Origin of the sequence: Actinoplanes palleronii (assembly GCF_016862315.1) — a bacterium.
Lineage (GTDB): Bacteria > Actinomycetota > Actinomycetes > Mycobacteriales > Micromonosporaceae > Actinoplanes > Actinoplanes palleronii.
The window spans coordinates 30,055-42,990 of the sequence record NZ_BOMS01000140.1; the positions used below are offsets into that span (position 1 = coordinate 30,055).

Annotated in this window: 15 protein-coding genes and 1 pseudogene; 6 read left to right on the forward strand and 10 right to left on the reverse strand. The window is 70.6% G+C overall.

The window, feature by feature from the left end; genetic code table 11:
* Positions 1–180: 180 nt before the first annotated feature.
* The 3 genes from Apa02nite_RS41590 (at position 181) to Apa02nite_RS41600 (ending at position 1,780) form a co-directional block, all read left to right on the forward strand.
* Complete coding sequence (locus Apa02nite_RS41590) at positions 181–738, forward strand: dihydrofolate reductase family protein (protein ID WP_203829988.1); 558 nt, start codon at positions 181–183, stop codon at positions 736–738.
* Positions 739–762: 24 nt separating this feature from the next.
* Positions 763–1,236 carry a DUF3592 domain-containing protein gene (locus Apa02nite_RS41595; RefSeq protein WP_203829989.1) on the forward strand — a complete coding sequence of 158 codons (474 nt, stop codon included), beginning with the start codon at positions 763–765 and terminating at the stop codon, positions 1,234–1,236.
* A gap of 370 nt (positions 1,237–1,606) precedes the next feature.
* On the forward strand, positions 1,607–1,780 hold the full coding sequence (locus Apa02nite_RS41600; RefSeq protein WP_203829990.1) for a hypothetical protein: 174 nt from the start codon (positions 1,607–1,609) through the stop codon (positions 1,778–1,780).
* Between the two features lie 13 nt (positions 1,781–1,793).
* Here the strand turns inward: Apa02nite_RS41600 and Apa02nite_RS41605 are convergent, their stop codons facing one another.
* The 8 genes and pseudogenes from Apa02nite_RS41605 to Apa02nite_RS41640 all read right to left on the reverse strand — a co-directional run bounded on the left by Apa02nite_RS41605 (position 1,794) and on the right by Apa02nite_RS41640 (position 7,913).
* Positions 1,794–2,225, reverse strand: a complete 432-nt coding sequence (locus Apa02nite_RS41605; RefSeq protein ID WP_203829991.1) for an ester cyclase — start codon at positions 2,223–2,225, stop codon at positions 1,794–1,796.
* Between the two features lie 46 nt (positions 2,226–2,271).
* Positions 2,272–3,249: a hypothetical protein gene (locus Apa02nite_RS41610; protein WP_203829992.1), complete on the reverse strand. Its 978-nt coding sequence runs from the start codon at positions 3,247–3,249 to the stop codon at positions 2,272–2,274.
* A 2-nt stretch (positions 3,250–3,251) separates the two neighbouring features.
* Complete coding sequence (locus tag Apa02nite_RS41615; protein ID WP_203829993.1) at positions 3,252–3,560, reverse strand: PadR family transcriptional regulator; 309 nt, start codon at positions 3,558–3,560, stop codon at positions 3,252–3,254.
* Between the two features lie 45 nt (positions 3,561–3,605).
* Positions 3,606–4,769, reverse strand: coding sequence for a glycosyltransferase family 4 protein (locus Apa02nite_RS41620; RefSeq protein ID WP_239164925.1), 1,164 nt, complete (start codon positions 4,767–4,769; stop codon positions 3,606–3,608).
* Between the two features lie 117 nt (positions 4,770–4,886).
* Positions 4,887–5,657, reverse strand: a complete 771-nt coding sequence (locus Apa02nite_RS41625) for an SDR family NAD(P)-dependent oxidoreductase (RefSeq protein WP_203829995.1) — start codon at positions 5,655–5,657, stop codon at positions 4,887–4,889.
* Between the two features lie 267 nt (positions 5,658–5,924).
* Positions 5,925–6,581 (reverse strand): hypothetical protein, encoded by a 657-nt coding sequence (locus Apa02nite_RS41630; RefSeq protein ID WP_203829996.1) that lies wholly within the window; start codon positions 6,579–6,581, stop codon positions 5,925–5,927.
* Between the two features lie 71 nt (positions 6,582–6,652).
* Positions 6,653–7,450 (reverse strand): annotated as a pseudogene (locus tag Apa02nite_RS41635) (SigB/SigF/SigG family RNA polymerase sigma factor); the annotation flags it as partial.
* A 142-nt stretch (positions 7,451–7,592) separates the two neighbouring features.
* Complete coding sequence (locus Apa02nite_RS41640; RefSeq protein WP_203829998.1) at positions 7,593–7,913, reverse strand: MerR family transcriptional regulator; 321 nt, start codon at positions 7,911–7,913, stop codon at positions 7,593–7,595.
* Positions 7,914–8,628: 715 nt separating this feature from the next.
* On the opposite strand from Apa02nite_RS41640, the gene Apa02nite_RS41645 reads away from it, so the two are divergent.
* From Apa02nite_RS41645 to Apa02nite_RS41655, 3 genes are read left to right on the forward strand one after another with little or no spacing between them, the layout of a single operon-like run.
* Positions 8,629–9,564, forward strand: a complete 936-nt coding sequence (locus tag Apa02nite_RS41645) for a glutamate ABC transporter substrate-binding protein (RefSeq protein ID WP_203829999.1) — start codon at positions 8,629–8,631, stop codon at positions 9,562–9,564.
* On the forward strand, positions 9,561–10,193 hold the full coding sequence (locus Apa02nite_RS41650) for an amino acid ABC transporter permease (protein ID WP_203830000.1): 633 nt from the start codon (positions 9,561–9,563) through the stop codon (positions 10,191–10,193). Before Apa02nite_RS41645 ends, Apa02nite_RS41650 begins: the two co-directional genes overlap by 4 nt.
* Positions 10,190–11,044, forward strand: coding sequence for an amino acid ABC transporter permease (locus tag Apa02nite_RS41655; RefSeq protein WP_203830001.1), 855 nt, complete (start codon positions 10,190–10,192; stop codon positions 11,042–11,044). Before Apa02nite_RS41650 ends, Apa02nite_RS41655 begins: the two co-directional genes overlap by 4 nt.
* Here Apa02nite_RS41655 and Apa02nite_RS41660 read toward each other — a convergent pair.
* Both Apa02nite_RS41660 and Apa02nite_RS41665 read right to left on the reverse strand, forming a co-directional pair.
* Complete coding sequence (locus Apa02nite_RS41660) at positions 11,037–11,717, reverse strand: response regulator (protein ID WP_203830002.1); 681 nt, start codon at positions 11,715–11,717, stop codon at positions 11,037–11,039. The two genes, Apa02nite_RS41655 and Apa02nite_RS41660, sit on opposite strands and share 8 nt — an antisense overlap.
* Entirely contained in the window at positions 11,714–12,883 is a 1,170-nt protein-coding gene (locus Apa02nite_RS41665; protein WP_203830003.1) for a sensor histidine kinase, read from the reverse strand. The genes Apa02nite_RS41660 and Apa02nite_RS41665 overlap by 4 nt, the downstream gene beginning before the upstream one ends.
* Between the last annotated feature and the right edge of the window lie 53 nt (positions 12,884–12,936).

Sequence of the window (12,936 nt, forward strand, 5' to 3'; positions counted from 1 at the left end):
CGCTCGTATGAAGTCCCGGCCGCAACTCGGCACCGCAGAAGTGAGGAGACACACCCGGTTGCCGTCGCCCATGACCTTGCCGGCGACCGCCGCGACGGCTGCGGCCGATGCCCGGCGAGTCGGTGCTGTGGCTGCGGCGGGCCTGAGCCGGGCGGTGTTGTGGCGTTAGGATCGCCGGCTATGGGACTGCTCATTTTCAGCCTCAACGTCACCCTGGATGGTTGTGTCGACCACCAGGAGGGGATCGCCGACGACGAGACGCACGCCCACTTCACCCGTCTCATGGACGAGTGCGACGCCATGCTGTGGGGTCGTGTCACCTACGAGATGATGGAAGGCTACTGGCCGGCCGTCGCCCGCGGTGACGTGGAAGCACGGCCGGCCATGCGCGAGTGGGCGGCCAAACTGCAGGCCAAACCCAAATACGTCGCGTCGTCGACCCGCAAGGACTTCTCGTGGGCCAACAGCCACCACCTCGCCGGTGACCTGCGGGAGAGCGTGCAGAGTCTCAAGGACGCGACCCCGGCCGGGGTCCTCCTCGGAAGCGGCGCGCTCGCCACCGAACTCGACCGGCTGGACCTGATCGACGAGTACCAGCTGCTCCTCCAGCCCAGGATCACCGGCCACGGCCCGACGCTGCACCAGGGTGGGCTGCCCGCCACGCGCGAGCTCGAGCTGATCTCAGCGAAGCCGTTCCGCAACGGCGTGGTGGCCATGCACTACCGACGCGCGCGCTGAATCAGCGAGCGCACCGGCAGGTCGGTGCTGGTCGCCACGAGGTGTTCCGAGGAGGACAGGGCAATGAGCGGGAAGCGTACGACGGCAGGTTTGCTGATCGCTTTCAGCCTTGGGCTGGCGGCTGCGGGTGTCTACCTGATCGGTGAGCACCGGCGGACGCAGATCATCGAGCACGGCATTCCGGCCCAGGGGGTCATCACCGCCGATCACGACACTGAGATCGACCACTGGTACACCGTGGGCTATACGGTCCTGGGCCAGGCCCGCAGCGCTGACCTGCGCGCTCCGTGGCTGATCGACAAGATGCCGGTGGGACGGGCAGTGACGGTCTACGTCGATCCGGATCACCCGGAACGGATCGTGACCGCGGACGGTTACGCGACGCCGGTGTGGACGTCCGCGCCGGGATGGCTCGCCGTGTTGGCGATCTTCGCGGCGTTCATCTCGATCGTCGGCCGGTGGGGCCGTACCCGGCAGACGCGGTCCGGCGGCGACTGAGGTCCCGCAGCTCGAAGGCCGGCTCCTTGGTACTCCGCGCGGGTGGTTCGTCCGGGGCGGAGTACTATCAGTTATCGGCGCGATTCAGGCGCTATCTCGATCCGGGCCGGCACGGCAGCAGCGCACGTCGCTGGGCCTCCGGCGCCGGGCCACCAGGCATCCGCATCACGGCCGCCTGACCGCACCTCAGTTGCACCAGCCGAGCGACCGCCGACAGGCATTCTGATCAGTGCCGACGGCGATGCACTCGTTTCCGGCACTTCCTTCAGCCGCGTGACGGCGGCTGTCCTCGCCCGCAGTGGCGATTTCCCCAGTCGGCCCGACGGGCCCGATTCACACGAACGTAAAGAAAGTCGGCTACACCATGACCATGACCACGATGATCCCCGCTCCGCAGCACGTGACCAGCGAACTCTTCCGCGCTCCGGCCTCCGACGACCAGCTCGTGGAGAGCCAGGCCGAGGGCCGCAACGCCGAGACCATGCAGCGGCTGCGGCACCCGTTCGCGATCAACGCCCCGGCCCCGCGCTCCGGCGCACGCTGACCGACGCCGGGGGCTACGTCACGTGCCCGAGCTGGCGCAGCTGGGAGAGCACGTCCACCACACCCCACAGGTCGACGATCTGGCCGTCAGCGAAGCGGAAGATGAAGATCTCGGGGTAGCGGACCGTTCTGCCGGTCGGCGGCATGCCCCGGTACTCGCCGGTGTTCGTCCCGGTCACCGTCTGCCGCGCCACGATCTTGTCGTCGGCGCAGAGCAGGTCGTCGACCGTCACGTGCAGGTCGGGAAACGCCCGCAGCAGCGTCGCCCAGATCCGTTTCTGCAGGGCGATCGCGGTCAGCCCGCTCGGCTCCGCGGTGTGGAACCGGCAGTCCGGATGGATGACCTCCTCGATCGCCGTCTCGATGACCTCGAGGTCACCGCTGTTGACCGCGGCGTGGAACCGCCGGTACGTCTCGATGGTGAGCGCTTCCCGGACTGTCGGCATGTCGCCCCTCTCGTCGGTGTTGTCACCGTTCCGACGAGGCAGCTGCTCACAACGTGACGCGGGCCGCGCCGGTCACCGGGCGACGGGTCAGGACCGCGGCCAGGGCGAGCGCGGCCGAGACCACCCCGCTCAGGACCAGGACCAGCACGTACGGATCAATGATTTCGATCCGGCTCTCCGCGATCTCACTGCCGGCCAGAGCGTGCGGGGTGATGTTCGGGATCAGGGCATCCGGGCCCCAGTGCGCCAGCGCCACCACCCCCACGAAGATCGACACCATCGTGGTGGCGGTGGCCAGCAGCGCCGCGAGCAGGCGGCCCTGCTTGGTGTCGGACGGGGCGGCGTTCGCCAGGGCCGCGACGGCGGCGGCCACCGCGGTAAGCGCGAGCGCCAGGCCGGTCGACGGCGGGATCGGTGGGGCCATCACCACGACGGCCAGCCAGGCCAGCGTGGCGGCGAGTCCGCTGCCGGCTCCGGTCAGCAGCACCCGCGCGCTCGCCGCCGACCGCTTCGCGAGGACCGCGACGAGGCCGAGCAGGAAGCTGGCCGGGATGGTGGCGAACACCAGGATGCCGATGCTGTCGTCGGTGACCTGCCCGGTGGCCGTGGCGGCGACGATCACGGCGGCGAGCAGGTAGCCGCCGGTGCGCAGCAGCCACGCGAGCCAGCTGTCGCCGGTCGGGCCCAGCATGCCGGCCCGGCGGCCGGCCCAGCAGACCACGGCCAGCGCCGACACCACCACGGACAGGACCGCGACCAGGGGCGGGTAGTCGACGGCGGCGATCCAGGCCAGCAGGGTGACCAGGGTGCCGAGCACCACGATCAGGTGCACGGCCGCGCGGAGCAGGTGGAACTCGGCCGCCGCGGCGCGCAGGCAGCCCCGGGCGAAGCTGCGCCGCTCGGCCGGCTCGTCGATCGCGGACAGTTCCGCCTGCATCGCCCGGCCCCAGTCCCGGCGACCGGCCGGCATCACCCGTACGGCAGCGGCCAGCAACCGGGCCGGCCGATCCTGATCAGTGGACACGATCATGCCTCCCGCAACCGGGTGACTGCCCGGACCAGCGCCGGCTGGGCGGCCGTCTCGGCGGCCCAGCGCAGGCCGTCCGTGGTCAGCCGGTACAGGTGCCGTGGCGGCCGGCCCGGTGCCGGATCGTCCTCCCAGGCCGCCTCGAGCAGCTCGCGGTCGCGCAGCCGGATCAGGATCGGGTACAGCGAGCCGGCTTTCAGGCCGACCTGCCGGCCGAGCTCGTAGCCGTAGCGCCACACGGCAGGGTCGTCGGCGAGGGCGGCGAGGACCAGGGCGGTCTGCGCGGACGGGCGTCGGGGTCGCACCATGGCGCGAACTCTATCTAGGTAGAGAACGGCCGGGGCATCGTCCGTTCAGCCGAGCCGGCCGGGGCTGAGCTCGGCGAACAGCTTCTCCCACTGGCCGGCGATGACCGGCATGGCGTACTCGGCGCCGGTCGCCCGGGCGGCCTTGCCCATCGCCGAGCGCTCGTGACCGTTCGTGATCAGCCGGGACATCCCGGCGGCCAGCCCCGGCACGTCCTCGGCCGGGACCAGCACCCCGTTCACGCCGTCCACGACCACCTCGGCCGGCCCGGTCGGACAGTCGAACGACACCACCGGCAGCCCGGTGCTCATCGCCTCCAGCAGCACCATCGGCAGACCCTCCTTGCGCGAGCTGAGCACGAAGATCGATGCCCGGCCCAGCTCGCTCTCCAGGTCCCGGGTGCGCCCGCGCAGGTGCACGACGTCACCGAGGCCGAGCTCGGCGATCCGGGCGGTCAGCTTCCGCCGCGCCTTGCCCTCGCCGAAGATCCGCAACTGCCACTCCGGATGCTCCGCGTGGACCAGCCGGAACGCCTCGATCAGAAGATCGAAACCCTTCTGCCGGATCAGGCGTCCGGCAGCCACCAGGACCACGCCACGATCATTTTCCGGTACGTCCGCAGCCGGCGGCGGGGTGCCGTTCGGGATCCGCTCCAGGCGTACGGAGTCGCCGAGCGCGCCCCGATACGTGGTCAGGTCGGTACGGGTCAGCACGGTCACCGCGTCCAGCCGGGGGTACGCGCGGGTGATCGCGGCCTGCAGCGGCGCCGGATAGCTCGCGAAGTTCAGGTGATCCTGGCCGATCCGGATCAGCTCACGGGGCGCGAACCACGCCGACATCAGGTTCAGCGCCGGCCGGGTGGTGATCAGCGCCCCGTCCCGCTGCTCCCGGAAGTACCGGAGCACCTTCAGGTCCACCAGCGGGTCCCACCGCCCGTACCGGAAATCTGCCCGCTGTGGCAGCGGACTGGGGAAACGGCGGGTCTTGCGCCAGAAGCGGGAGTTCTTGCCCGCCGGGTCGGTCCAGCGCGAGCCGTCCTCGCGCAGATCGGTCAGCGAGACCAGCCGGACCCGGGGGTCGAGCGCGAACACCGGAGCCTCGGCCGACCGGTACACGCTGGCGATCTCGACGTCGTGGATGTCACACAGCGCATTGGCCTGATTGACGACCGTGCGGATGGTCCCGCCGGTCCCGTATGCGTTGTGGAGCACGTACCTGATCTTCACTCGCGACAACCTAGAAGACCGCGTCAACCCCCGCTGAGCTGCTTCTCTGGAAATTTCCTATGAAAACCAGACCAACAGCCACAGTGGACCGGGGCGCCGTCGTCAGCGGCCGAGGACGGCACCGCCGTTGAGTCCGATGATCTGCCCGGTCAGGTAGCCGGCGTCCGGCGAGGTGATGTAGCGGATCGCCGCGGCCACGTCGTCGGGTCTCCCGGCCCGCCCGACCAGGGTGTCGGCGATCTTCGTGGCCGCGAAGCCCGCGGTCTCCCGGCCGTGGAAGATGCCGGTGTCCTCGACGTAGCCGGGTGCGAGCACGTTGACGGTGATCCCGTCCCGCCCGAGCTGCCGGGCCAGCCCCAGCGCCCAGCCGTGCAGGGCCGCCTTCGCCGCGGCGTACGACCCGGCCGAGTGCGGTCCGGCGCCGCCGCGCTGGGCGGCGGCCGAACTCACCATGACGAGGCGGCCGCCGGGCCGGCTCAGGCTCGGCAGCAGCGCGTTGGTCAGCAGCACCGCGGTGAGCAGGTTGACGTTCAGGTCGTGCAGCCAGGACGTGGCGAGCGCCTCGAGGCTGTCGTCCGCGGGCGGCGTGAGGATCGCCCCGGCGTTGTTGACCAGCACGTCGACGTCACCCAACCGGGTGATCCGCGCGGCGGCGTCGCGCACCTGGGCCGGATCGGTCAGGTCGGCGGCCACCGGGATCACGAGATCGGCGCCGGTGGCCGCGTGGATCTCCGCCTGGGCTCGTTCCAGCACGTCCCCGCGCCGCCCGATGATCACCACCCGATCGCCCTGGCCGGCGAACATGTGCGCGATCTGCCTGCCGATGCCGGTGCCGCCACCGGACACCACTGCCAGCCGTGAATCCGTGGTCATCCCGCGACCGTAACGGCAGTCCTCAATGACATCGGTCGCGCGGGCCTCGCTGCTCGCTGTCCCCGGCTGGTCGTGAGGGGTGTGTCAGGGGCCGTGAGGCACCCCTGACAGCCAGCCGGGACCGCGAGGCGCGCTGCGGCCCGGCGTGGCAGCGGCGCCGCGGTGGCCCGCGGCGCGGGCGGCGTGGCGGCGCCGCGTGGGGGCGGCGGCGGGGCAGCGGCGCCGCGTGGGGGCGGTGCGGAGAAGTGGCTGGTGGAACGGAAGGGGTCAGCGCTGGTCGGCGGGGGGTTCGTGGAAGCCGCCGGCCCAGCCGCCGAGGATGCCGAGTTCGCGGACGATGCCGGTCTGCAGGCGGCAGAACTCGTCGATGACGTGGGGTTCGTCGCAGGGGCAGCGCCAGGTGCCGTCGCCGAGGTGTTCGATGGCGCGGTGCAGGACGCGCCGGGCCCGGACCAGGTCCGGGCCGCCCAGGGTCAGCGGCTCGCCGGGTTCGGCGTCCCGCAGGATGGCGCCGAGGCCGAAGACCGCGCTCGCCCCGTCGGCGGCGACGCTGAGGGCGTCCGAGTGGTTGCCCGGGCGGCCCAGCTCCTCGGTGGTCAGCTTCATGATCATGCCGAGGGCGGCGATGGTGCGGCCGGCGCCGGTGACGTCCAGGGTGATCGGCTCGACGGTGTCACCGACCTCGCGGCTGATCGTGAGGGCTTTGACGATGGCCTCGACGAAGGTGGGGATCGCTGTCGGGGTGAGGTACTTGTCGAGGACCTCCTGCGCCGTCTCGCCGTGCTCTTCGGCGAGCTGTTCGATCTGGGCCGCGAGCAGGTCGGCGGCCTTGCCGGCCATCAGGGTCACATCCTGTTCCGCGCACTGCTTGCGCAGCTCGGCGGCGAACTGACGGAACTTCTCGGTGTTGCGGATGTCCGGCATGGTTCCATCATGTCCGCCCGCCCGGCCTCGTGGAGGCCCGCCACCACGTCGGCGGGGAGGGACTCGTGATCGCCGGGCGCTTCGAGGCAGTGGCGCAGCTTGAGCAGCGATCGCGACAGCAACCGGGAGACGTGCATCTGCGAGATGCCGATCTGCCGGGCGATGTCGGCCTGGGTGAGGTTGCCGTAGAAGCGCAGCGTGAGGATCCTGAGCTCCCGCTCGCTCAGCCGGGCCAGCGCCAGGCGGAGCGCGATCCGGTCCTCGGCCAGAGCGTACGCGTGGTCGTCGGTGCCCAGCGTGTCGCTCAGCTCGCGCGTGCCGTCGGTCAGCAGCGGCGTCGACAGCGACACGGTGTGATAGGCGCGGGCGCCCTCGAGCCCCTCCAGGACGGCGTTCTCGGTGAGGCCGAGGTGCGCGGCGATGTCGGCGAGCGACGGCGACCGGCGCAGCGTCTGGGTCAGCTCGATGTTCGCCGCGCTGATCGCGGGGCGCATCTCCTGCAGCCGGCGCGGCACCCGGATCATCCAGACCCGGTCCCGGAAGTAGCGCTTCAGCTCGCCGAGGATGGTCGGGACGGCGAACCCGCCGAAGCCGAACCCGTGCGCGGGGTCGAATCGGTCCACAGCCTTGATCAGGCCGACCGTCGCGGTCTGCATCAGGTCGTCGCCCGGCACGCCGCGGTTGCCGTAGCGGTTGGCGAGGCGCCGGGCCATCGGCAGCCAGGCCTCGATCGCCCGGTCCCGCAGCGCCGCCCGGGACGGATCGCCGACCGGCACCGCCTCCATCGCCGCGAGCAACTCGGTGGCGCGATCGGACTCGGCATCGAGCACCGCGCCGGAAGCGCCACAGTCTTCGGAGATTCCGAGCATGATCGTCCCTGGCGGTCGGCGTACCGGGTGCCAGGGTCTGGGGCACCGGTTCCAGAAGGAGCCGTACTTCGACTCTAGGCCCCCTGAGCGGCCGGAATACGATGAAACGATCCTTCCCGGGGTGGAGAAGGACCGTTGATCGTCAGCTCGCGTCGGCCTGGTGCCGGCGCTGGTATTCCTCGTTCTGCCGGAGGGCTTCCTCGAGTTGGTCCTCGAGGATGATGATCCGGCAGGCCGCCTCCAGGGCGGTGCCCTGATCCACCATCTCCCGGGCCCGTGCGGCGAGGCGCAGCTGGTAGCGGGAGTACCGCCGGTGGCCACCGGCAGAGCGGAACGGGGTGATCAGTTTCGCCTCGTCGAGCCGGCGCAGGAAGTCCTGAGAGGAGTTGGTGATCTCCGCAGCACGGCCCATCGTGTAGGCGGGGTAGTCGTCATCACCGAACATGTCGTCAGATTGGGCCATATATACCTCTCCACGAGACGAGGGCCCCGGCGCGGAAGCGCCGGGGCCCGGGATCACAGGTCGAAACACCATTTACCGACACGTTCGCCGGTTTGTCTTTTCCGCACCTGCCGCCACTGTCGGCGTGAGGTGCGAGGATCGCGTAAGCGTGACCGGAGACCACCTTTCGTTCGATGGAAACTGCGGTGTCCGCATCGGGATCGGAAATGACTCCCGGAAGCGGGCGATCCAACGGTGTTAAGCCCTCCCTTTCCTCTGCTTGCCGAAAATTCCTGTGCTGCCACCCGCCGGCGTCGGAGCCCCACGCGAAACTCATGGCCCCACACACGTGCGACGAGCGTCAACCTGCCAGACCGGGCCCCGAACGTGCATCGGCCCTGCCTGCCCCGGCCTGGAAGAACGCCAGGGCTTTGGTCTTACCCACTGCTGGTACCAACAACTACGCGGCGACACCTCAGCCGCTGTGCCGAGCGAGCCACGATGTGGATCCGGGCCCTGCGTAACGCTCGGTCAGCTTCGTCAGCGGTTTCTGCTGATCTCTCTTGGCTACGAGAACTACGTTAGCCAGCTTCGGAGAGGATGTCTAGTCTCTTCGGCATAGATTTTCTCAGTCACGCAGGGTCATTTATTGGATTCGATCCGTTCCCGGCGGGCGGTATGCGCCCGGCAGGGCCATCCTGGTGAGAGATGGGAAGTTCACGCCAGGAGGCAATCCATGGGAAGACTTCGCACCTCAGCGGCGGTCGTCGCGGCCGCCGTCCTGCTGGCCGCCGGGGGCTGCGGCGGTGACAGCGGTTCACTGCCCGGCAACGGCGCGTCCGGCGGCAACGACGTCGACGCGATCGACCAGATCCTGGCCGACGCGCCGGTGGCGCCGGACTCGGCGATCCCGGCCGGCACCCTGATGGCGTCCATCAAGCAGCGCGGCACCATGAACGTCGGCGGCACCGACGCCGGGCCGGTCTTCTCGATCCGGGACCCGGTCACCGGCAAGCTGACCGGGTTCGACGCCGACCTGTCGATGATGCTGGCCAAGTACATCATCGGGAAGCCCAGCACCAAACTGTCGATCACCACGGTCGACACCCGCGAGGCGATGCTGCAGAACGGCACCGTCGACGCGGTGTTCGCGACGTACACGATCACGCCGGGGCGGGCCGAGAAGGTGGACTTCGCCGGGCCGTACTACTCGTCCGGTGACGCGATCATGGTGCAGAAGGACAACACCACGATCACCGAGGTCGGCGACCTGAACGGCAAGAACGTGGCGACCGAGGGCAACTCGACGGCCGCCGAGGCGATCAAGAAGTTCGCGCCCGGCGCCACGGTGACCCTGTTCCAGGACGACGCGTCGTGCGTGGCCGCGGTGCGCCAGGGGCGGGTCGACGCGTACGTGCTCGACCAGGGCATCCTGCTCGGCGACGCGACGAAGGTGCCGGACGTGAAGGTGGTCGGGCAGCCGTTCACGACGGAGCCGTACGGCATAGGTGTTCCCAAGCAGAACCCGGAGATGAAGGCGTTCGTCAACACCTGGCTGCAGCAGATCGAGTCCAGCGGCCTGTGGAACCGGCTCTACGCCGCCACGGTCGGCAAGGTGGTGACCGGCACGTCACCGAAGCCCCCGGCGATCGGCGGGGTCCCGGGCACATGAGGTACCTCCCCGACCTGCTCGGCGGCCTGGTCGTCACGCTCGAGCTGACCGTGCTGTCGTTCCTCGGCGCGCTGGTGCTGGGCACCCTGCTCGGCGTGGCCCGGGTGTCGCCGGTGCGGTCGCTGCGCGCGTTCGGCGCCGCCTACGTGGGCGCGCTGCGCAACGTCCCGCTGCTGGTGCTGCTCGTGCTGTTCGTCTTCGGGCTGCCGGACGTCGGCGTCACGTACTCGCTGTTCACCTCCGCGGTGATCTGCCTGGCGCTGTACGCCGCCGCGTTCGTCTGCGAGACGGTCCGTTCCGGGATCCGGACCGTCCCGCTCGGGCAGGCCGAGGCGGCCCGGTCGATCGGGCTCACCTTCGGCCAGGCGCTGCGCCACGTGATCCTGCCGCAGGCGTTCCGGGCCATGGTCCAGCCGCTGGCCAACGTGTTCATCGGCGTGGTGCTCGGCACGTCGCTGGTGGCCGCGGTCGGTGTCGCCGACCTGACCAACCGGGGGTCGGCACTGACCCTGCGCTACGACGAGCCACTGATCGTCTTCGCCTGGGCGACGGCGTTCTACGTGGTGATCACGCTGGGCAGCGGGGTGCTGGCCGGCCGGCTGGAGCGTGCCGTACGGATCAACCGATGACCTCGGGCGACGACTACCGCATCCTGTTCGACGAACCGGGACCGCGGGCCCGGCGCACCATCCGGATCGTGACCGCGGTCTCGATCGTCGTCGGTCTGGTCCTGGCCGGGCTCGCGGTCCGGCAGTTCGCGATCAACGGGCAGCTGGCGGCGGACAAATGGCGGATGTTCACGGAGTGGCCCTACCAGCGGTTCCTGCTGACCGGGCTGGTCAAGACGCTGCAGGCGGCCGCGGTCTGCACGGTCCTGGCGCTGCCGCTGGGTGCGCTGCTCGCGCTGGCCCGGCTCTCCGGCACCCGGCTGCTGCGCTGGCCCGCAACGGTCTTCGTGGAGCTCTTCCGGTCGGTGCCGGCCCTGCTGCTGGTCTACGTCTTCCTGCTCGGCCTGCCCCGGTTCGGCATCGTCCTGCCGGTCTTCTGGCAGCTGGTGGTACCGATTGTGATCAGCGGTACGGCCACCGTCGCGGAGCTGTTCCGGGCCGGCGTGCTGTCGATGGAGCGCGGGCAGTTCGAGGCGGCGTACAGCGTCGGGCTCACCCCGGGGCAGGCGATGCGGCTGATCATCCTGCCGCAGGTGGTCCGGCGGCTGGTCCCGGTGCTGGTCACCGCGGTGGTGAGCCTGCTCAAGGACACCACGCTGGGTTACGTGGTCAGCTATTCGGAGCTGCTCAACAGCGGGCGGACGCTGGCGCAGTACACCCAGGCGCTGGTGCAGACGTATCTCGTGGTCGCGGTGCTCTACATCGTGGTCAACGGGCTGCTGTCCCGGCTCGCGGCGCATCTCGAGCAGCGCCAGCGGCGGCGCGGGACCGCGCCGATCCGGGCCGAGGCGGTGGTCACGCTCGTCACGTGAGCAACGTGTCGCCCGGGCGGACCAGGGCGTTCTGGTAGGCGATCACGACCAGCTGGGCACGGTCGCGGGCGCCGACCTTCATCATCGTACGGTTGACGTGGGTCTTGACGGTCAGCGGCGAGAGGTGCAGGCGCCGGGCGATGTCGTCATTGGACAGCCCGTGCGCGACGAGCACCAGGATCTCGTGCTCCCGGTCGGTGACCAGGCTCAGCGCGGGCAGTCCCGGGCCGGCCGGTGACCGGTTCTGCTCGACGAACCGGCTGATCAGCCCCCGGGTGGCCCGCGGGGACAGCAGCGCCTCACCGGCGGCGACCACCCGGACGGCGTGCACCAGCTCGGCCGGCGCGACGTTCTTGCCGAGGAACCCGCTCGCGCCGGCCTGCAGCGCGAGCGCCACGTTGTCGTCGTTGTCGAAGGTGGTCAGCACGAGCACGCGCACCCCGGCGAGCCGGTCGTCGGCGCCGATCCGCCGGGTCGCCTCGATGCCGTCCATGGTGGGCATCCGGATGTCCATCAGCACCACGTCGACCCGGGCGGTGTGCGCCAGGTCGACCGCCTCCCGGCCGTCGGCGGCCTCCCCGGCCACCTCGAAGTCCGGCTCGGCGTCGATGATCATCCGGAACCCGGCCCGGATCAGGGCCTGGTCGTCGGCGAGCAGCACCCGGATGGTCATGCCGGGGCTCCCTCGTGCAGGGCGGGGGCATGGGCCGGAAGTACGGCGTACACCCGGAACCAGCCACCCGCGGTCGGCCCGGCGGTGATCGTGCCCTGCGCGGCCGCGGCCCGCTCGCGCATGCCGAGCACGCCGAACCCGGAGCCGGGCCGGCGGCCGCGCGGCCAGGCGACCCGGTTGGTGACCTCGACGCTGACCGCCTCCTCGGTGTACGTGACGTCCAGCAGCGCGGCGCCCTCGCCGTACTTGTGCGCGTTGGTCAGCGCCTCCTGCGCGATCCGGTACGCGGCCAGGTCGACCATCGCGGGCAGCGGCCGGGACGTGCCGTGCTCCTGGAACCGCACCGGGAAGTCCATCGCGCGCAGGCTGTCGAGCAGGTCGGGCAGCCGGTCCAGCCCGGGGGTGGGCTCGGTGCTGGCCAGCTCGTTCGGGTCACGCAGCACACCGACCACCGACTTGATCTCCTCGAGGACGGTGTCGGCCGCGGTACGGATGTGCGCCAGCACCGGCCACACCTTCTCCGGCTGGTTGCGCAGCACGTGGTCGGCGGCGCCGGCGTGCACGCTGATCACCGCGATGTGGTGGGCGACCACGTCGTGCAGCTCCCGGGCGATCCGCAGCCGCTCGTCCATCACCCGGCGGCGGGCCTCCTGGTCCCGGGTCAGCTCGGCCTGCCGGGCCCGCTCGGTGACCTCGGCGATGTACGCGCGGCGCATCCGTACCGAGTCGCCGGCGCCGGCTCCGCCGAAGATGAACGCGAACAACCCGAACTGGCTCGGCTCCCACCACTGCGCGAAGTAGGCCAGCGACCCGGCCGTGATCAGCGCGGTCCACACCAGCGTCGCGTAGATCCACGGACGCCGGTGGGTGCCGTACAGCGCGGCGGAGTAGGTGAGCACACCCAGCGTGATGAACAGCCCGCCGGCCGGTGCCTTGGCGAAGATGCCGATCACCGTGACGACGGTGGTCAGCGCGAGCACACGTTCCGGGTAGCGCCGGCGCCGCAGCGTCACGGCGGCCGCGAACACCGCCTGCACCAGCAGCCAGCCGTCGACCGGCCGCGGTTCCATCCTCAGCACCAGCACGAACAGCGCGATCATCAGCAGCAGGTCGGCCGCCCACAGGCGCAGCCGGGTCGGCACCCATCGCGCGGTCAGGTCTTGCATGGTCACGACGGTAGGCGGCGTACGCGCCCGCATCGTCGTGTTCCCGCGGTATC